At 34.4% G+C, this 17,721-nt stretch carries 17 protein-coding genes and 1 tRNA gene; 14 read left to right on the top strand and 4 right to left on the bottom strand.

The features are described 5' to 3' along the window. Positions 1–96: 96 nt before the first annotated feature. From ICJ83_RS01815 to ICJ83_RS01805, 3 genes are all read right to left on the bottom strand, one after another. Positions 97–696: an RNA polymerase sigma-70 factor gene (locus ICJ83_RS01815; RefSeq protein ID WP_188228644.1), complete on the bottom strand. Its 600-nt coding sequence runs from the start codon at positions 694–696 to the stop codon at positions 97–99. Positions 697–811: 115 nt separating this feature from the next. Next, the gene (locus ICJ83_RS01810; RefSeq protein WP_188228643.1) at positions 812–1,672 is read right to left on the bottom strand and encodes a DMT family transporter; all 861 of its coding nucleotides are present in this window, start codon (positions 1,670–1,672) and stop codon (positions 812–814) included. A 125-nt stretch (positions 1,673–1,797) separates the two neighbouring features. Beyond that, on the bottom strand, positions 1,798–3,186 hold the full coding sequence (locus ICJ83_RS01805) for a dipeptidase (RefSeq protein ID WP_188228642.1): 1,389 nt from the start codon (positions 3,184–3,186) through the stop codon (positions 1,798–1,800). A 101-nt stretch (positions 3,187–3,287) separates the two neighbouring features. Here ICJ83_RS01805 and ICJ83_RS01800 point away from each other — a divergent pair. The 14 genes from ICJ83_RS01800 (at position 3,288) to ICJ83_RS01735 (ending at position 16,097) form a co-directional block, all read left to right on the top strand. Continuing rightward, positions 3,288–3,369: transfer RNA gene (locus ICJ83_RS01800), tRNA-Leu, on the top strand. Positions 3,370–3,548: 179 nt separating this feature from the next. Beyond that, positions 3,549–3,875: a YtxH domain-containing protein gene (locus ICJ83_RS01795; protein ID WP_188228641.1), complete on the top strand. Its 327-nt coding sequence runs from the start codon at positions 3,549–3,551 to the stop codon at positions 3,873–3,875. A gap of 1 nt (position 3,876) precedes the next feature. Next, positions 3,877–4,242: a hypothetical protein gene (locus ICJ83_RS01790; protein ID WP_188228640.1), complete on the top strand. Its 366-nt coding sequence runs from the start codon at positions 3,877–3,879 to the stop codon at positions 4,240–4,242. After that, entirely contained in the window at positions 4,232–4,441 is a 210-nt protein-coding gene (locus tag ICJ83_RS01785) for a hypothetical protein (protein ID WP_188228639.1), read from the top strand. Before ICJ83_RS01790 ends, ICJ83_RS01785 begins: the two co-directional genes overlap by 11 nt. A 204-nt stretch (positions 4,442–4,645) precedes the next feature. After that, positions 4,646–6,277, top strand: coding sequence for a beta-N-acetylhexosaminidase (locus ICJ83_RS01780; RefSeq protein WP_188228638.1), 1,632 nt, complete (start codon positions 4,646–4,648; stop codon positions 6,275–6,277). Positions 6,278–6,639: 362 nt separating this feature from the next. After that, a complete protein-coding gene (locus ICJ83_RS01775; RefSeq protein ID WP_188228637.1) occupies positions 6,640–7,425 on the top strand; it encodes a gluconate 5-dehydrogenase in 786 nt (261 codons plus the stop codon). A gap of 14 nt (positions 7,426–7,439) precedes the next feature. Then, positions 7,440–8,840, top strand: a complete 1,401-nt coding sequence (gene uxaC, locus ICJ83_RS01770; protein WP_188228636.1) for a glucuronate isomerase — start codon at positions 7,440–7,442, stop codon at positions 8,838–8,840. Positions 8,841–8,942: 102 nt separating this feature from the next. Next, positions 8,943–9,920, top strand: coding sequence for a TRAP transporter substrate-binding protein (locus tag ICJ83_RS01765; protein WP_188228635.1), 978 nt, complete (start codon positions 8,943–8,945; stop codon positions 9,918–9,920). Between the two features lie 61 nt (positions 9,921–9,981). Beyond that, positions 9,982–10,440: a TRAP transporter small permease gene (locus ICJ83_RS01760; RefSeq protein WP_188228634.1), complete on the top strand. Its 459-nt coding sequence runs from the start codon at positions 9,982–9,984 to the stop codon at positions 10,438–10,440. A 6-nt stretch (positions 10,441–10,446) separates the two neighbouring features. Beyond that, the gene (locus ICJ83_RS01755; RefSeq protein ID WP_188228633.1) at positions 10,447–11,748 is read left to right on the top strand and encodes a TRAP transporter large permease; all 1,302 of its coding nucleotides are present in this window, start codon (positions 10,447–10,449) and stop codon (positions 11,746–11,748) included. A 21-nt stretch (positions 11,749–11,769) separates the two neighbouring features. Beyond that, the gene (locus ICJ83_RS01750; protein WP_188228632.1) at positions 11,770–13,215 is read left to right on the top strand and encodes a tagaturonate reductase; all 1,446 of its coding nucleotides are present in this window, start codon (positions 11,770–11,772) and stop codon (positions 13,213–13,215) included. A gap of 28 nt (positions 13,216–13,243) precedes the next feature. Next, entirely contained in the window at positions 13,244–14,851 is a 1,608-nt protein-coding gene (locus ICJ83_RS01745; protein WP_188228631.1) for a UxaA family hydrolase, read from the top strand. A 435-nt stretch (positions 14,852–15,286) separates the two neighbouring features. Further along, positions 15,287–15,718 carry a hypothetical protein gene (locus ICJ83_RS01740; protein ID WP_188228630.1) on the top strand — a complete coding sequence of 144 codons (432 nt, stop codon included), beginning with the start codon at positions 15,287–15,289 and terminating at the stop codon, positions 15,716–15,718. Between the two features lie 169 nt (positions 15,719–15,887). Further along, entirely contained in the window at positions 15,888–16,097 is a 210-nt protein-coding gene (locus tag ICJ83_RS01735) for a hypothetical protein (protein ID WP_188228629.1), read from the top strand. An 81-nt stretch (positions 16,098–16,178) separates the two neighbouring features. Here the strand turns inward: ICJ83_RS01735 and ICJ83_RS01730 are convergent, their stop codons facing one another. Continuing rightward, the gene (locus tag ICJ83_RS01730; RefSeq protein WP_188228628.1) at positions 16,179–17,213 is read right to left on the bottom strand and encodes a LacI family DNA-binding transcriptional regulator; all 1,035 of its coding nucleotides are present in this window, start codon (positions 17,211–17,213) and stop codon (positions 16,179–16,181) included. Positions 17,214–17,721 lie beyond the last annotated feature (508 nt).

Genomic DNA, 17,721 nt, shown 5'->3' with positions numbered 1-17,721 from the left:
GTGTTAGTAGTTAGTTATAAAAGCCACAAAAAAAATGAAGCTCTTATAGTTTGTACACTTATGTTTTTAAAAACCCTACGTTTTTTTTTGATTTTCTTAATTGGAAAGAATTATAGAAATTAAAACACTTGGGAAATAGGGAGATAAGTTTGTTTTTAGAGCTTTTAAAGCTTTCGTCATGTGAGACTCTACAGTTTTTAAACTAACGTCTAATTCGTGGGCAATTTCTTTGTTTTTTTTATTCTCAAATCGTTTCTTGATAAAAATTTCTTTTGTCTTTTTAGGTAAATTTTCAATCGATTCATGAATGATTTGCTCGAGCTCAGAAAAATCCATACTATCAAAATCAAAGGAATTTAAAACTTCTTGATTTAAGAGCGATTCACGTTTGTTTAAAGTTTCGTTTTTGTATTTTTCTCTAATTTTTTTACTCCGTAAAAGGTTTAAACATTTGCTTTTAGCATAAGTATATAAAAAAGAATTAATACCTGTAGGTAGGTTAATTTTCGACCTGTTAATCCAAAGGTTTAGGAAGGCCTCTTGTGTTATATTTTTTGATTCCTCTTCGTCATAAATAAATTGCATACAAAACCCAACAATGTTTCCATAATATTTATTGAAAAAATATTCAAAGGCTAAATCATCCCCTTTTTTGAAAGATTTAAAAATTAAAATTTCGTTGGCTTGTGTGCTCATTTATGTTAAAATATGCTATTAAGATATTTAACTTTAATATATGCAATAAGTATTAGTAATAGTTGCTAAAATTAAGGTTTTTATGTTAAATTATATGGTTTTTTAATATTGTATATTAGTTGTTTCTGGAACGTATACTTTCTATAATAACAGTTGCCAAAATAAGTGAGCCTCCTAAAAAAGTATTTAATGTAGGTATTTCATTTAAAAAGAAGAAAGCAATAATAATTCCGAATATAGGTTGTACACTGTTAATAATACTAGCTGTACTAACTGTAAAGTGTTTCAAGCTGTTTACCAGTAAAGTGTGTCCCAGGGTGGTGGTAACAAGCCCTAAAAATATTATGTAAGGGAATTGCGATTGAAGCCCGGCGCTATCAAAATAAAACAAGGTTGGAGTTAGCGTTAAAGACACTACTAATGATTGGTAAAACATAACGCTAGAGCCATTGTATTTGGTCGTTAGTTTTTTAGTCAAAATATTTCTTAAACTATAAAACACTGCCGATAATAATCCAAATAAGACACCTTTAACTTGCGAACTTTCTAAATTAAATTCGGGGGCTAAAATGTATATGCCTAAAAGGACCAAAATACCGAGAATGATATAAAATGGGTCGAATTTGGTTTTGATTAAAAGGGGTTCTAAAAATGCTGTTAAAACTGGGAAGGTAAATAGCGATAACATACCCAATGCTACATTAGATAATTGTAATGCTAAAAAATAAGTAATCCAATGCGCACCCAGAAGTATTCCGGTTACAACAATCGTCCCTTTGTCAGATGTTGAGGTTATTTTTAGGTTGTATTTTTTATATATGTTAAAAGCTAGTAATGCTGCACCAGCCAGGATACAGCGCCACCAGATGGTAATCGGAATGGGTAAATCTATAAAGCGACCTAAAGCCCCCGAAGTACTTATAAAAAAGGTAGCAAGCGTAAGTTGAATGAGGTGGTTAGTGTGCTGGTTTTTCATTACCGAGAATATGTGTTAGCGATTGAAGCGGCATCCTTTTTTTGCTTTTATAAACAAAAAAAGATATAGCGTAAAGCGCGCCCAAAGACACTTGTTTTCAAGTGCCTTTGGGAACACCCTGAATATTACTTAGATAATTCAGTAAAATACTTATAAAATAACGGGATAGTTTCAATCCCTTTTAAGTAATTAAAAACTCCAAAATGCTCGTTAGGCGAGTGGATGGCGTCGCTATCTAAACCGAAGCCCATTAATATGATTTTACTTTTTAGTTCCTCTTCAAATAAGGCGACAATAGGAATGCTTCCGCCACTGCGCTGCGGAATTGGTTGTTTGCCAAAGGTATCATTGTAAGCTTTTGCCGCAGCCTGATAGCCAATACTATCGATTGGGGTAACATAACCTTGCCCGCCGTGGTGAGGAGTTACTTTTACTTTAACCCCTTTTGGAGCGATACTTTCAAAATGTGTTTTAAAAAGTTGGGTAATGTTTTGCCAATCCTGATTTGGAACTAAACGCATTGAAATTTTTGCATAAGCTTTACTGGCAATTACAGTTTTTGCGCCTTCGCCTGTGTAGCCTCCCCAGATGCCATTTACGTCTAGTGTTGGACGAATGGAATTTCGTTCGTTAGTGGTATATCCTGTTTCGCCGTAAACATCTTCTATATTCAATGCTTTTTTATAATCCTCTAAATTGAAGGGGGCTTTGGCCATTTCCGCACGCTCCTCTTTAGAAAGTTCTTCAACATTATCGTAAAACCCCGGAATGGTAATGTGATTATTTTCGTCTTGTAGCGAGGCAATCATTTTAGTTAGCACATTAATCGGGTTGGCTACAGCGCCGCCGTACAATCCGGAATGTAAATCGCGGTTCGGTCCTGTAACTTCTACTTCCACGTAGCTTAGTCCGCGTAATCCTGTTGTAATAGATGGTATGTCCTTAGCAATCATACCCGTATCGGAAATAAGAATAACATCGTTGCTAAGTTTTTCACGGTTTTCTTTAACAAAATCTGTTAGGTTAACACTACCTACTTCCTCTTCACCTTCAATCATAAATTTTACGTTACAAGGCAATTGGTTAGTCGATGTCATAAACTCAAGAGCCTTAACATGCATGTACATTTGTCCTTTATCGTCGCAGGCGCCACGTGCAAAAATAGCACCTTCGGGATGCAATTCTGTTTTTTTAATTACAGGTTCGAAAGGAGCAGAGTCCCACAGTTCCAGTGGATCAGCGGGTTGTACATCGTAATGTCCGTAAACGAGAACAGTAGGTAAGTTTTTATCAATTATTTTTTCGCCATAAACAATAGGATATCCTTTGGTTGGACAAATTTCTACAGTATCACAACCTGCGTTTTTAAGATGGTCTTTAACGGCTTCGGCAGTTTTTAAAACATCATTTTTATAAGCAGAATCTGCACTTATCGAAGGTATTTTTAGTAATTCTATTAGCTCTGATAGAAATCGGTCTTTATTTTTCTCTATATAAGATGTGTTGTTATTCATTGGGTTATGGATATTTTGGGTCAAAAGTATAAAAAAAAGTGTGTTTTTTTTGGGTTGGGCGTTTGCAATTTCAAAATCTTGTTTATATTTGCAATCCCTTTGCGGGCGTGGTGGAATTGGTAGACACGCTAGACTTAGGATCTAGTGCCGCGAGGTGTGGGAGTTCGAGTCTCCCCGCCCGCACAACAAAGGACAAGCTTCTCAATAATTTGAGGAGCTTTTTTTATTTTTATAACTCCGCTTGCAGCAATCTTTTCTTGGTTAATTTGGTAAGAATTAAAAAAACAATTCAGCAATATAAAGGATTACCTGCTTAAATTTTCCTAATTTTATGTAAATGATAATTTTAAATAACATAAAATATGGGAAAAGATAGTAGAACCATTTTAGGTCTATTGGCCGGAACAGCTATTGGTACTGTAATAGGGATTTTATTTGCTCCCGATAAAGGTACAGTTACGAGAAAAAAGATTGCCGATGAAGCTCAAAACTTAAAAGATAGTGTTTCAGATAATATAGAACACACTGGAGAAAACATTTCGAACGCAGTAAAACAAAAGCGAGCCTCGTTAGAAGAAGAGCTGGAGCACTTAATGTCTAACACAAGCTATAAGGCAGAGGATGTAATTACTTCGCTGGAAAAAAAGTTAGCCGATTTAAAAGCTAAAAATAAAAAGTATCAAAAATAATATGAGGATTTTAGATGTGTTAAATGAAAAATCTCAGGAGGCTTTACAGTATGGGGATGATTATTTAAAATCTACCGAAAAGTTTATTAAACTAAAGGTTTTTGAACAGTTGTCTTTAACTATAAGTCTGTTAGTTAAGTTTTTAATTATTGCAGGACTTGGCTTTTTAGGTTTGTCTTTTTTTGCTGTTTCTGGCGCTTTAGCTTTAGGTAATGTACTTAATAGTTTGCCGTTAGCCTGTCTCATAATAGGAGCAAGTTTAATGTTCTTGATGATTTTAATTTATGTATTTCGAAAAAGCATAGACAATAATGTGATAGGTAAATTATCAAACAATTTTTTTAATTCAGAAAACGATGAGTCCTAAATATAACAATATAGAACAAATACGTTACGATTTAAAAGTGCATTCACTTGAGCGTCAAATAGCAATGGAAAAGTTAAAGCAATCTGGGCATGCAATCAAAGAAGTAGCTAATTTTCCAACACATGTTGTATCATCTGTTTTGTCATCAAAATATGTTAAGGCTTTGGCGTTAATAAGATTATTGAGAAAGATATTTTAAATCTTAATTTAATTGATTTTTGAATGATTTAGTCTTAAAATATGATTACTAATGAATTAGAAATGTAAGACTGTAATTTTAAAAGAATCCAATCATTTTGTTTGCTTTTTCTCATGTAAAAAGGACTAATTTCAAAGACGTAGATTGTTTAAAAATATGTATGTTTGTGTTCGAACACATCTTAATATTAAAACCAAAACAATTATGTTACTGATTACCCGATACTTACTGTGTCTTATGCTTTTTTCAGTTTTTAGCTGTTCTGAAAAAAATAAAACGTTTACAGCTTCAGAAATTTCGTTATTACCAAAACCCACCGAATTAACACTAGGGATAGAGTCATTCGCAATTGAAGATGGCATTGATATTGCCTACGAGAATGATGATCAAAAGGCGGCTGCAGAAATTTTAAAAGATGGATGGCAGAAAAAGACGGGATACGAATTAGAATTGACAGAGAGTAGTCGTGCTGAAATTGTTTTTAAAACAGATAAAAATTTAAAATCAGAGGCTTACAAATTAGTTGTTACACCTAAGCAAATTACAATTACTTCTGGTAGCAAATCAGGGGCATTTTATGCTGTACAAACCATCAACCAATTATTGGCTGAGGAATTATATGCAGAAAAAAATACTGTTAAATGGTTAATTCCTTCTGTAGAAATAAATGATAGTCCGCGTTTTAAATGGCGTGCCTATATGTTAGATGATTCAAGATATTTTCATGGTGAAGAATTTGTAAAACAAATGCTGGATCAAATGGCTTCGATGAAAATGAATATTTTACATTGGCATTTGGTTGATGATGCCGGTTGGAGACTTGAAATAAAAAAATACCCACTACTTACCGAGGTAGGGGCTTTCAGAAAAGATTCTGAAATAGGCACATGGAAAAGTGGAAAAACTTCGGGTGAGCCACATGGTGGGTTTTATACTCAAGAGCAAATAAAAGATATAGTGGCTTACGCTGCCGATAGGAATATTACAATTGTGCCGGAGTTTGAAATGCCTGGGCATTCAAGTGCGGCCATTGCCTCGTATACATGGTTAGGAACTAAAGGAGAAGATATAGATGTGCCTGTAAAATTCGGGCGTCATTACGATAATTATGATGTTACCAAGCCTGAGGTTATTCAGTTTGTAAAAGATGTATTGTTAGAAATATTTGAGTTGTTTCCTTCGGAAGTTATTCATATTGGAGGAGATGAAGTGCCTTATGAAGTTTGGGAGACTGCGCCACATGTTCAAAAATATATGAAGGAGAATAATATTCCTACACCTGCCGATTTACAAATTCATTTTGTGAACAATATTTCTCAGTTTATGCAAAAACATGGAAGAAGAATGATGGGCTGGAACGAAATTATGGGTAAAAAACTACACTTCGATTTCGAAGAGAAGAAAGACGATAAAGAAGCAGAAACTGAACTAGCTAAAAATGTGATTGTACATTTCTGGAAAGGTGATATTAATTTGCTAACCGAAGCGGCAAGTAAAGGCTATGGCATTGTAAATTCTTGGCATAAGTTTACGTATTTAGATTATAAGTATAAAGGAATACCAGTAGAAAAAGCCTATAATTTTAATCCGATTCCTGAAGGTTTGGATGAAAAGTACCATGAAAATATTTATGGACTTGGTTGTCAGATGTGGAGTGAATGGACACCAACTAACGATGATGTGGAGTATCAAACGTTCCCTAGAATTGCAGCCTATGCCGAAGTAGGATGGACGACCCAAGAGAATAAAGATTTTGATAGCTTTAAAATTGCTTTAAGTAAGAAGCAAAAAGAGTGGGATTCTTTAGGAATAAATTACTATAAATTAAAAAGCTAATTTGTAAAAAGCTTCTTCAAAAAACCTGCTAGCATTTTTTCTAGCAGGTTTTTTTTGCTTCAATAATTACTAATCAATAAATTAAATATTATTTATTAAAGTGGTTTGCTATTAATTTAGCTACTTATCAATATTGCTTTAATTTTAATAGACTTTCTTGAATACTCCTGAAAATAATTCTTTTTTTTAAGGAATTTATTAAATTTTGGGTAGTTTAAAATTAAATTAATTACATTTGCGTAATCGATTGCCTAAATAAAATTAGGTTAAACGTTTAACTAAATTGAAAAAGGCTTTGTTTTTAAGGGTTTAAAAGTTTAATTTCACACCATAACTGTTTAAAAACGAATTATACTAATAGAATGAATTTATTTAATTTACAAGGAAAAAGAGCACTTATAACTGGTGGAACACATGGATTGGGTATGGCTATGGCAGAAGGTTTAGCAAGTGCTGGAGCCGAGTTGGTTATAACTGGTACAACACCCGCTAAAATGGAAGACGCTCTAAATCATTATAAAAATCAGGGGTTCAAGGCAAGCGGTTATTTGTTTGATGTAACTAATGAAGTTGAGGCTAGAAAAAACATGGATGTTATTGCTAAAGAAATTGGAGATATCCATATTCTTGTTAACAATGCTGGTATTATAAAAAGAGAGTTAGCCATTACCATGCCAGTAGAAGATTTTCGCCGTGTGGTGGATGTCGATTTAGTAGGTCCATTTATTATGTCGCAATTAGTAGCCAAACAAATGATAGAGCGAGGTGAAGGAAAGATTATAAATATTTGTTCCATGATGAGTGAGCTTGGTCGCAATAGTGTGTCGGCTTATGCAGCAGCAAAAGGCGGACTAAAAATGTTAACGCAAAACCTGGCTACAGAATGGGCAAAACACAACATTCAAGTGAATGGTATTGGTCCAGGATATTTTGCAACCAGTCAAACAGCTCCTATTCGAGTAGACGGACATCCTTTTAATGAGTTTATTATAAATAGAACGCCTGCTGCGCGTTGGGGAGACCCAGAAGATTTAGCAGGTGCCGCAATATTTTTAGCATCAAAGGCGAGTGATTTTGTTAATGGCCAAGTCGTTTATGTTGACGGCGGTATTTTAGCAACAATCGGGAAACCATCCAACGAAGATTAATATTTACAACTAAAATGAATACACCTTTTATTCACGACAACTTTTTATTAGAAAATAAATACGCTGAAGAATTATATCATACCTATTCGAAAAATCAGCCTATTATCGATTATCATAATCATTTGCCACCACAACAAATTGCAGATGATGTAACATTCAATAACATTACTAATGTTTGGATAAACGGCGATCATTACAAATGGAGAGCTATGCGTACATTAGGTGTAAATGAAACATATATTACAGGTGAGGCTTCCGATAAAGATAAGTTTTTAAACTGGGCAAAAACAGTGCCATACACTATGCGAAATCCTTTATATCACTGGACGCATTTAGAGCTAAAAAGGTACTTTGGTATAACGGATTTGCTTAATGAAAAAACAGCTGAAAGCGTATGGAATCAAACGCAGGAACAATTAACATCTGGAGAGTATTCCTGTAGACAACTTCTAACAAAAGTTAATGCAGAGGTGGTTTGTACTACTGAAGATCCTATTGATACCTTGGAGCATCACCAGGCGCTGGCAAAATCAAATTATAACGTAAAAGTAAGTACGGCTTTTCGGCCTGATAAAGCTATTTTAATAAACGCTGAAGACTATAATGCATATATAGATGCGCTTGGAGAATCGGCTGAGGTATCTATAAATTCATATAATGACCTATTAAGTGCTTTACGTAAACGCATCGAATATTTTAACGCTAACGGATGCTCCTTGTGCGATCATGGCCTGGATCAAATTTATTTTGAACCATATACAGAAAGTGAAGTAACTGCCATATTTGCAAAAAAACGTAAAGGAAAAGGATTGTCTCATGAAGAAGCTTTAAAATTCCAAAGTGCGGTTTTAGTGTATTTATGTGAAACCTACCATGAATTTGGGTGGGTACAACAATTTCATCTTGGAGCATTAAGAAATAACAACGCTCGTATGCATCGCATTTTAGGACCAGATACAGGATGGGATTCTATTGGAGATTATCCGCAAGCCCAAAAATTATCAGCGTTTTTAAATGCTTTAGATAGCAAAGACAAATTAACAAAAACCATTATTTACAATTTAAATCCTGCCGATAATGAAGTTATGGCTACTATGATTGGGAATTTTAATGATGGTAGTGTTAAAGGTAAGGTGCAGTTTGGTTCAGGATGGTGGTTTTTAGATCAAAAAGATGGTATGACCAAACAATTAAATGCGTTGTCTAACATGGGGCTGGTTAGTTGCTTTGTAGGTATGCTCACAGATTCAAGAAGTTTCTTGTCTTTTCCAAGACATGAGTATTTCCGAAGGATTTTATGTAATCTTTTGGGAGATGAAATTAAACGTGGTGAATTACCGAACGACATGGAATGGATTGGTAAAATAGTAGCCGATATTAGTTATTTTAACGCAAAAGAATATTTTAAGTTTTAACCAAATTAACAAATCCGTGATGCTTTATGATGCATGCGGATTTGTTAAACGATATAACCAACTAATAAACCGCTAAACAAAATAGAAAATATTAAAAATAAGATGATTAAACATTTAAAGTTGGTTTCGCTTCTTCTTGTTACATTACTTGTAAGCTGCGGCGAAATAAGTTCAACCAGAACCATAAAAATAGCGCACGGACTCGATGTAAAACATTCGGTGCATAAAGCGATGGTTGAAATGGGTAAAGATTTAGAACAACGCTCAGGAGGTAAAATGAAACTCGAAATTTACCCTAGTCAACAGTTGGGGACCGAACGTGAAAATTTAGAGCTTCTGCAAATAGGAAGTTTAGATATGACCAAAGTATCTGTGGGCGTTATGGAAAATTTTGCACCTAAAATGAAGGTTTTTGGTGTGCCGTTTTTATTCCGAGACCGACAACATTCCTTTGATGTTTTAGATAGTGAAATTGGAAAGGAAATTTTAGATGATGGCGAAAAATATTGGTTAAAAGGTTTAGCTTATTACGATGCAGGAAGTCGCAGTTTCTACACTAAAGATCGGCCTGTTCATACTCCAGACGACCTAAAAGGTCTTAAACTTAGAGTTATGGAAAGTGTAACTGCCATAGATATGGTAAAAGCATTAGGAGGCTCTCCAACCCCTATTTCATGGGGTGAATTATATACTTCGCTACAACAAGGTGTTGTAGATGGTGCTGAAAATAATCCGCCTAGTTTCTACTTATCCAGACATTACGAAGTTTGTAAATACTATTCATTAGATGAGCATACAGTATTACCAGATGTTTTAGTGATTGGTACAAATACCTGGAACAAGTTAACGAAGCAAGAGAAGGATTGGCTGCAAGCTTCAGTTCAAAAATCGGTGGCTTATCAACGTAAACTATGGGCAGAGGCAGAAGAAGAAGCTTTGACCGAGGTTCAGAAGGCGGGTGTAGAGGTGATAAGACCGGATAAATCCTTGTTTAAAGCAAAGGTTAGTAGTATGTACGACAGCTATAAGGATGATGAAATTATAAGTTCATTAATCGAAAAAATCCAACAAACCAAATAAAACTGTTTAGAGAACACATTCTTTGTGTTTACGCTAAGCTTTTAACAATAAACTATAATACATGAAAGTTCGAGAAAAAATTGACAACATACTTGGCAAGGCCCTGGTAGTAATTATGTCGGTCATGGTAATTAATGTACTATGGCAGGTATTTACACGATTTGTAATGGGTGCTCCGAGTTCTTTTACCGACGAATTAGCCAGATATTTAATGATATGGATTGGTGTTTTAGGTGCCGCATATGTGTCTGGACGTAATATGCATGTTGCTATAGATGTATTACCATCTAGAGCCAGTGGCGAGATGCAAAAGAAAATTTTAAAATTGGTGTATGTTATCATCATTATATTTTCATTTTTAGCCTTGGTTGTTGGTGGTTTTAGGTTGGTTTACATTAGCTATTTGTTAGGGCAAAGTTCACCAGCATTACAAATACCATTAGCATTGGTATACTTGGTGATTCCAATAAGTGGGATTTTAATCATTTTTTACAAAACCTCAGATCTTTTAAAAAAGTAACACATTATGGAATATATACCAGTACTCGTTTTAGTAATTAGTTTTTTATTTCTATTAGGTATCGGAACGCCTGTTGCATGGAGTATTGCTATTTCGGCATTATTAACCATGTTAGTAAGTATTTCACCATTAGCCGCATTTACAACGGTCTCGCAACGTATGGGAACGGGACTCGATAGCTTTGCTCTTTTGGCCATACCATTTTTTGTTCTCTCAGGGCAGTTAATGAATAAAGGTGGGATTGCGCATCGGCTTATAGCCTTTGCGAAAACGCTAGTAGGATCACTTCCGGGAGGACTCGCTTTAATTAATGTTATAGGTGCTATGTTAATGGGGGCTATTGCAGGGTCTGCAATGGCATCGGCATCTGCGATGGGTAGTATTTTAGGTCCTGAAATGGAAAAGGAGGGCTATTCGAAAGAATTTGGTGCCGCTGTTAATATAACATCGGCTACAACAGGTTTAATAATTCCACCTAGTAATGTGCTTATTGTATATTCATTGGCCAGTGGAGGGGTTTCTATTGCAGCCTTATTCTTGGCTGGGTACATACCAGGTATTTTAACAGGATTGTTTTTGATGCTTGTTGCTATGTTTTGGGCTAAAAAGAAAAAATATAAGTTAGGCGAGCGAAGTAAATTTAAAGATGTTGTTAAAACTTTTGTCGATGCAGTGCCTAGTTTATTTCTTTTAGTAGTGGTAATTGGGGGTATTGTATCTGGTATTTTCACAGCCACAGAAGCCTCGGCTATTGCGGTGCTATATACGTTGGTTTTAGGTTTCGTTTATAAAGAAATTACGATGCAATCGTTACCACAAATTTTACTCGAGTCGTCGGCAACAACGGCCATAGTTATGTTGTTAATTGGTGCATCTATGAGTATGTCTTGGGTCATGTCTTACGAAAATATTCCGCAAAGTATTAGTTCGGTTTTATTAGGTATAAGTGAGAATGAGATCATCATCCTATTAATAATAAATTTACTACTGTTATTCGTTGGGATATTTATGGATATGACTCCGGCTGTATTAATATTTACACCCATTTTCTTACCTGTGGTAACGGAGTTAGGTATGAATCCGATTCACTTCGGAATTATTATGGTACTAAATTTATGTATAGGTTTATGTACCCCACCGGTAGGATCCGTATTATTTGTTGGCGTGGGTGTTGCCAACACAACCATCGAAAAAGTTATAAAACCATTATTACCATTATTTTTAGCCATGGTGTTAGCGCTATTTTTAGTGACCTATTTTCCCGAGCTAAGTTTATGGTTACCAAGAGTGTTTGGGTTAATAGATTAATATGCTGCTAAATAAGAAACAATGAAAAAATTAAATAGAGAAAATGTAGGTTTACAAGCCAAGCGTCCAATAAAAGTGGTTCAATTTGGCGAAGGTAATTTTTTAAGAGCTTTTGTTGGTTATGCGATACAAGAGTTAAATAAAAAGGCCGATTTTAATGCAGGTATTGCTGTGGTGCAACCAATAGATCGAGGTTTAGTAAAGATGCTAAACGATCAGGATGGTTTATACACCCTTTTTATGAAAGGGGTTAAAAAAGGCGAAGAGATTCAGCAAATAGAATTAATTGATAATATTGTTAAAGGAGTAGACCCTTATGCGAACTTCCAGGAGTATTTGAGTTTAGCAAAAGAAGAAAGCTTGGAGTTTATTATTTCGAATACAACCGAAGCAGGTATTGCTTACGTTGAAAGTGATACAGCCGAAATGCAGCCGCCAAGTTCATTTCCTGCGAAACTAACCTTATTGTTACATGAGAGGTATAAGCATTTTAATGGTGCTGCCAATAAGGGGTTAACAATAATACCGTGCGAGTTGATTAATCATAATTCCGAAACCTTAAAAGAAATTATATTACGTTATGTAATCGATTGGAATTTGGGCGAAGAGTTTAAAAACTGGATTTTAGAGTGTAATAATTTCCATAGTACCTTGGTAGATAGAATTGTTCCCGGATATCCAAAAGATGAAATTGAAGCTTACAATGCGCAACTAGATTATGCCGATAATTTAATTGTTGCAGCCGAAGTATTTTTACTTTGGGTTATTGAAGGAGGCGAAGATTTAAAAGCCAAATTACCTTTCGATAAAACCGATTTAGATGTTAAGATTGTAGACGATATGCAACCATATCGCACTCGAAAAGTTCGTATTTTAAATGGAGCACATACGGCGATGGTACCGTTTTCTTATCTCTACGGAAACAGAACTGTAAAAGAATCAGTCGATAACGATTTTACGGGTAAATTTATAAATGAGGCGGTTTTCAATGAAATTATTGACACTTTGGAAATGGACCGCACTGAATTAAACAACTTCGCTGAAGAGATTTTCGATCGATTTAGAAATCCGTTTATCATTCATAATTTATCAAGTATTGCGTTAAATTCCATTTCAAAATTTAAGGTGCGTGTATTACCAAGTTTATTAGAATATATCAATATACACAGTAAAGTGCCTGCTAACTTAACCTTTGCTTTTGCAGCATTGTTGCGTTTTTATAAAGGCACTTGGAATGGGGAGGTTTTACCTGTACAGGATAGTGACGATATTGTAGCTAAATTTGCTGAAATCTGGAAATCTGATGATTACTCAAAAGTCGCTAAACAAGCCTTATCTGTAGTTGAATTTTGGGGAACTGATTTAACACAAATTGAGAATTTAACAAATGCCATAGCTTCAGCATTAGAAGCAATAGATGCTAACGGCATTGAAACTGGGTATAAAAATTACAGCTCGAAACTTTAAGTTTTAACGCATTTAATAAATTTTAACCATGCAGAAGAAAATAATTAAAGTAAATGCACCAGACAATGTAGCTGTTGCCTTGGTTGATTTAAAAGCAGGTGAAGTCATTTCGTTTGAAGGCGAAGATATTAAAGTGCTTTCCAATACCCGATCTAAACATAAAATAGCTTTACAGAAATTTGAAGACGGTGATCGTATTATCATGTATAGTGTTTTGGTTGGATCGGCAAATGGTGTGATTGAAAAAGGGGATGTATTAACCACCGAAAATGTAAAACACCAAAGTGAAAAAGTTTCGGGGAGAACCGAAACTATAAAATGGACAGCACCGAATATTGATAAATGGAAAGACAAAACATTTATGGGTTACCACCGTGAAGACGGTCAGGTAGGTACAGAAAACGTCTGGTTGTTTTTTCCATTGGTATTTTGTGAAAACCGAAATATTGAAATTTTAAAAGATATTTTTGAGCGTGAATTATTAAAGCAGAAGGTGAATCCTCATCAAATGTTATTACGTTCTTTGGTTAGCGGGCAAGATGAAACTTCCGTAGCAGAAACGTCAGCCGATGTGTTTGAAAATATAGATGTCAAATTCATTACGCATCCAGGAGGCTGTGGCGGGATTCGTCAGGACTCCGAAAGTTTGGCGAAGTTGCTTGCGGGTTATGTTAATAATCCAAACGTGGCTGGTTGTACGGTGTTGAGTTTGGGCTGTCAGAACCTTCAAATAAGTGTGTTTAAATCAGCTTTAGATAAAATTAACCCGAATCTTAACAAACCTGTTTTAATTTACGAACAACAACAAATGGGCACGGTAGACGAGATGTTAACGGCCATTGTAAAAGATTCGTTTAAAGCTATAAAAGAAGCTAATAAAATTGAACGTAAGCCGGCTCCATTATCAAAATTAAGAGTGGGGTTAGAGTGCGGGGGCTCCGATGGTTTTTCAGGTATTTCTGCCAATCCAACCTTAGGAGCGGTATCCGATTTATTGGCTGCCTTAGGCGGAACAGCCGTTTTAGCCGAATTCCCAGAATTATGCGGGGTAGAGCAGGAACTGGTTAACCGATGTGTAGACGATGCCGATGGCGAAAAGTTTTTACAACTTATGAAAGCTTACGAAAAATCGGTGGTCGATGCGGGTTCAGGATTTGATATGAATCCGTCACCAGGAAATATTAAAGACGGCTTAATTACTGACGCTATGAAATCGGCCGGAGCGGCCAAAAAGGGAGGGACTTCTCCAATAAAAGATGTGTTAGATTACGGCGAGTACATCTCCAAACCTGGATTAAATTTATTATGTACTCCAGGAAATGATGTAGAAAGTACCACCGGTTTGGTTGGCTCTGGTGCAAATGTGGTGTTATTCACAACAGGATTGGGTACGCCTACTGGAAATCCAATCGCTCCTATTATTAAGGTATCGTCGAATACCGAGTTAAAAGAAAAAATGCCGGATATTATCGATATTGAAACCGGAGCTGTTATTCGAGGTGAAAAAACCATTGATGAAATGGCCGACGATATGCTCGATTTCATAATAGAAGTGGCAAGTGGCAGAATTCAAACGAAAGCCAAATTATTAAATCAAAACGATTTTATTCCTTGGCGAAGAGGGGTATCGTTGTAGAAGTAGTACAAGATATAAATAAAATAAAAGGGTCGTTAGAATGGTATTATTCTGGCGACCTTTTTTTATGATGGTATGGAATTTAAAATAGGGATGTGTTTTTTATATATAATGTATTAAAATTCAATTGGTTTTAAAAATATCGCAATAAATTAACCCATTTTGTTAGGTTATTGCGGGTGTTTTTTTTTTTTTTTTACACCTAATATTAATCAAATTAACCCTAATTTATGAAGAATAACCTATTTGTTTTGTCGCTTGGTTCTGCGATACATTATTTCTGTTCTACAGCCTTTTATATACTAGGCATATCGATTTTAAACTTCAAATTTTAAGGCGTTCGCAAATGCATTATCTAACAATATAACAACATACCCAGATAAAGATTGGTTTGAGTTTGGAAAGCAATGGAATTAACTAAAAGAAAAATGTAATATGAAAAATATAATAATACTAACAATACTAATAAGTTTTAATATTCAAGCACAAAGTAGACCTACTGGAGCAGAATTGTTTATTAAAGAAAATTTTTCAAAAGTAGAAGTCGTTTCAAAAAATGAAATATGTCTTACTATGAAAGAAGGTGTTATTAGGTGGATTTTGACCAAAGAAAAATATAATGGGCTTTATAGTAGAGAAACCGAACCAAATGAAGTGTTTTGTTTAAAGAAAAATGAAAAATTACAATTTTTAACTAAACACACAATTGTTACGCTATATCACAAAGCGGAAGATGATTGGTATTTAATTGGAGAAGATATTAGTCAAGGACGACATAAAAAGAAAGAATATATAAAAACGCGTTTAACAATTAAAAAGGATAAAAGCATTGAATATGTAGAAGAATTTAATGCCAATAAAACATAGAATACCTATGAGAAAAATGATAATCGCAATAATCCTATCAATCCCTTTTTTTGTAAGCGGACAAGAAAAACAAGAAGAAACAATTTTAATAAATAGTTTAAAAAACATTTTTTAATCCATTCACATAAAAGATTATGAGTCGACGAAACTGATGATTAATGAAGAAAAAATGAAAGAGACGGTTAGACATTCTTCCGATTTAAGGAAACTAATAACATTGGAGAGAAAAATGAATTATAAGGAATTAAAGGGAAATGTATTTATAGATACCTTAAATAATCATTATAGTATTTCGACTGATGCTTCAACCGGATATATGTTAGATTTTGAATTTGAAAAAGTAAAAGGGAAATACATTTTAATTGGTGTACATCCCTAAACCACGCATATATTGAAAGAAACGTCATTCAAAATGCAATTCGAAATTTCATCCTGTTTCAGAATAAAATACTAAATAAAACTAATGCTTTACCGGTGTTCGAAGCGACGATTTTCTAACAATAAGTTCTGGTGTTAAAACTACTTGTTTTTCAGATGTAACCCGTTTGTCGCTATTCACTTCTTCAAGAAATACCTGAGCGGTAAGTCTGCCCATTTCAATAGGCGACTGGTCTACCGATGTAATAGACAATTCCATGAAACGTGTAAAAGGCTCGTTACTAAAACCTACAACACTAATATCTTCTGGTATATTTAACCCGTGTTCTTTTATTTCCTGAATGGCACCTAAAGCGGTAAAATCACTAGAAGAAAAAATGGCATCTGGTCGGTGTTCTAATTCCAGTAATTGTTTCATTATTTTTCGACCTTCAAGGACCTTACTTTGGGTTTCAATAACCAGACTTTCATCAAATTCCAAACCACTGTCTAAAATAGCCTGTTTGTATCCTAAATATCTGTTTTTAAATATTAAGATTGACCTGTCGTTTGATAAATGCGCAATGCGTTTATATCCTTGATCGATTAAGTGTTTGGTAGCTTCATAAGCTCCTTTAAAATCATCGATGGTTACAGAACTAATACCTTTAATATCCTTCTTTCTATCAAAGAAAATTAATGGTACGTTTTTCTTTATAAGGGCATCAAAATTATCATCATTTGCATTTTGTGCCTGAGAAATTGACATTAAAACACCGTCAACCTGAGCGTTTAACAAGGAGTTTATATTTTCGGTTTCCAGTGATTTCTGGTCGTGCGTCTGGCAAATAATAACGTGATAGCCTTTAGGATATAATTCTTCTTCTATGCCACGAATAACCGAGGCAAAAAAGTTACTGTCAATTCGAGGTACAATTACTCCGACATTGTAACTTTTACCACTTTTTAGAGCCTGAGCCAGTCTGTTTTGCTCATAATTCATTTCTTTAGCAGTTTCTTCAACCAATTTACGGGTTGCTTCACTTATTTTAGAATTTCCATTTAATGCTCTGGAAACTGTGGCAGCTGTGATATTGAGTTTTTTTGCAATATCATAAATGGTGGTTTTTTTTTTCATGCACTTATTGGTTGAGTTGGTAAAAATACACTAAATATCGTGTAATGTGGTGATTTTGATCTGCAGTAGTAACAGTTTATAGTTGAACAAATACTCAATTAAAGAGTATTCTTTTATTTTCACTCAGGATTTCAAAAACTAAGTTTTTAACTGATTAGGTTTTAGAATGTTCATATCGCTTGTTAGTTAGTTGATTATGTTGCAATATATACATTTTTTTAGTTATAATGTAATCGATTGTAAATTTCATTTAGTTTAAAAGTTTCTATTGTAGAAATTTATCAGCAAATTTAAATTTAATACCTCTAATAATGGTTATTTATGAATTTTTATGAGTAGGGATTTCAGCTGAAGCTATAAAATAGAAGAAGCTAATTGGTCAAAAAAATAATGAATTATATGCAGAGTTAAATGTGTTTTTTTATGGTTCATTACTATCCATGTTAAATTTTGAGATTCTAAGAATTGAGGCTAGGAATTATTGAAATTTGATTTTCGAGCGTTTTTT

The sequence above is a fragment of the Aestuariibaculum sediminum genome (assembly GCF_014596945.1).
GTDB lineage: Bacteria > Bacteroidota > Bacteroidia > Flavobacteriales > Flavobacteriaceae > Aestuariibaculum > Aestuariibaculum sediminum.
Note: the sequence above shows the minus strand (reverse complement) of the source record. Positions and strands in the feature narration are given on the sequence as shown.

Excerpts from the sequence above, each read along its gene's own strand:
- ICJ83_RS01815 (WP_188228644.1), bottom strand. The coding sequence starts at position 696 with ATGAGCACACAAGCCAACGAAATTTTAATTTTTAAATCTTTCAAAAAA.
- ICJ83_RS01810 (WP_188228643.1), bottom strand. The coding sequence starts at position 1,672 with ATGAAAAACCAGCACACTAACCACCTCATTCAACTTACGCTTGCTACC.
- ICJ83_RS01805 (WP_188228642.1), bottom strand. The coding sequence starts at position 3,186 with ATGAATAACAACACATCTTATATAGAGAAAAATAAAGACCGATTTCTA.
- ICJ83_RS01795 (WP_188228641.1), top strand. The coding sequence starts at position 3,549 with ATGGGAAAAGATAGTAGAACCATTTTAGGTCTATTGGCCGGAACAGCT.
- ICJ83_RS01790 (WP_188228640.1), top strand. The coding sequence starts at position 3,877 with ATGAGGATTTTAGATGTGTTAAATGAAAAATCTCAGGAGGCTTTACAG.
- ICJ83_RS01785 (WP_188228639.1), top strand. The coding sequence starts at position 4,232 with ATGAGTCCTAAATATAACAATATAGAACAAATACGTTACGATTTAAAA.
- ICJ83_RS01780 (WP_188228638.1), top strand. The coding sequence starts at position 4,646 with ATGTTACTGATTACCCGATACTTACTGTGTCTTATGCTTTTTTCAGTT.
- ICJ83_RS01775 (WP_188228637.1), top strand. The coding sequence starts at position 6,640 with ATGAATTTATTTAATTTACAAGGAAAAAGAGCACTTATAACTGGTGGA.
- uxaC (WP_188228636.1), top strand. The coding sequence starts at position 7,440 with ATGAATACACCTTTTATTCACGACAACTTTTTATTAGAAAATAAATAC.
- ICJ83_RS01765 (WP_188228635.1), top strand. The coding sequence starts at position 8,943 with ATGATTAAACATTTAAAGTTGGTTTCGCTTCTTCTTGTTACATTACTT.
- ICJ83_RS01760 (WP_188228634.1), top strand. The coding sequence starts at position 9,982 with ATGAAAGTTCGAGAAAAAATTGACAACATACTTGGCAAGGCCCTGGTA.
- ICJ83_RS01755 (WP_188228633.1), top strand. The coding sequence starts at position 10,447 with ATGGAATATATACCAGTACTCGTTTTAGTAATTAGTTTTTTATTTCTA.
- ICJ83_RS01750 (WP_188228632.1), top strand. The coding sequence starts at position 11,770 with ATGAAAAAATTAAATAGAGAAAATGTAGGTTTACAAGCCAAGCGTCCA.
- ICJ83_RS01745 (WP_188228631.1), top strand. The coding sequence starts at position 13,244 with ATGCAGAAGAAAATAATTAAAGTAAATGCACCAGACAATGTAGCTGTT.
- ICJ83_RS01740 (WP_188228630.1), top strand. The coding sequence starts at position 15,287 with ATGAAAAATATAATAATACTAACAATACTAATAAGTTTTAATATTCAA.
- ICJ83_RS01735 (WP_188228629.1), top strand. The coding sequence starts at position 15,888 with ATGAAAGAGACGGTTAGACATTCTTCCGATTTAAGGAAACTAATAACA.
- ICJ83_RS01730 (WP_188228628.1), bottom strand. The coding sequence starts at position 17,213 with ATGAAAAAAAAAACCACCATTTATGATATTGCAAAAAAACTCAATATC.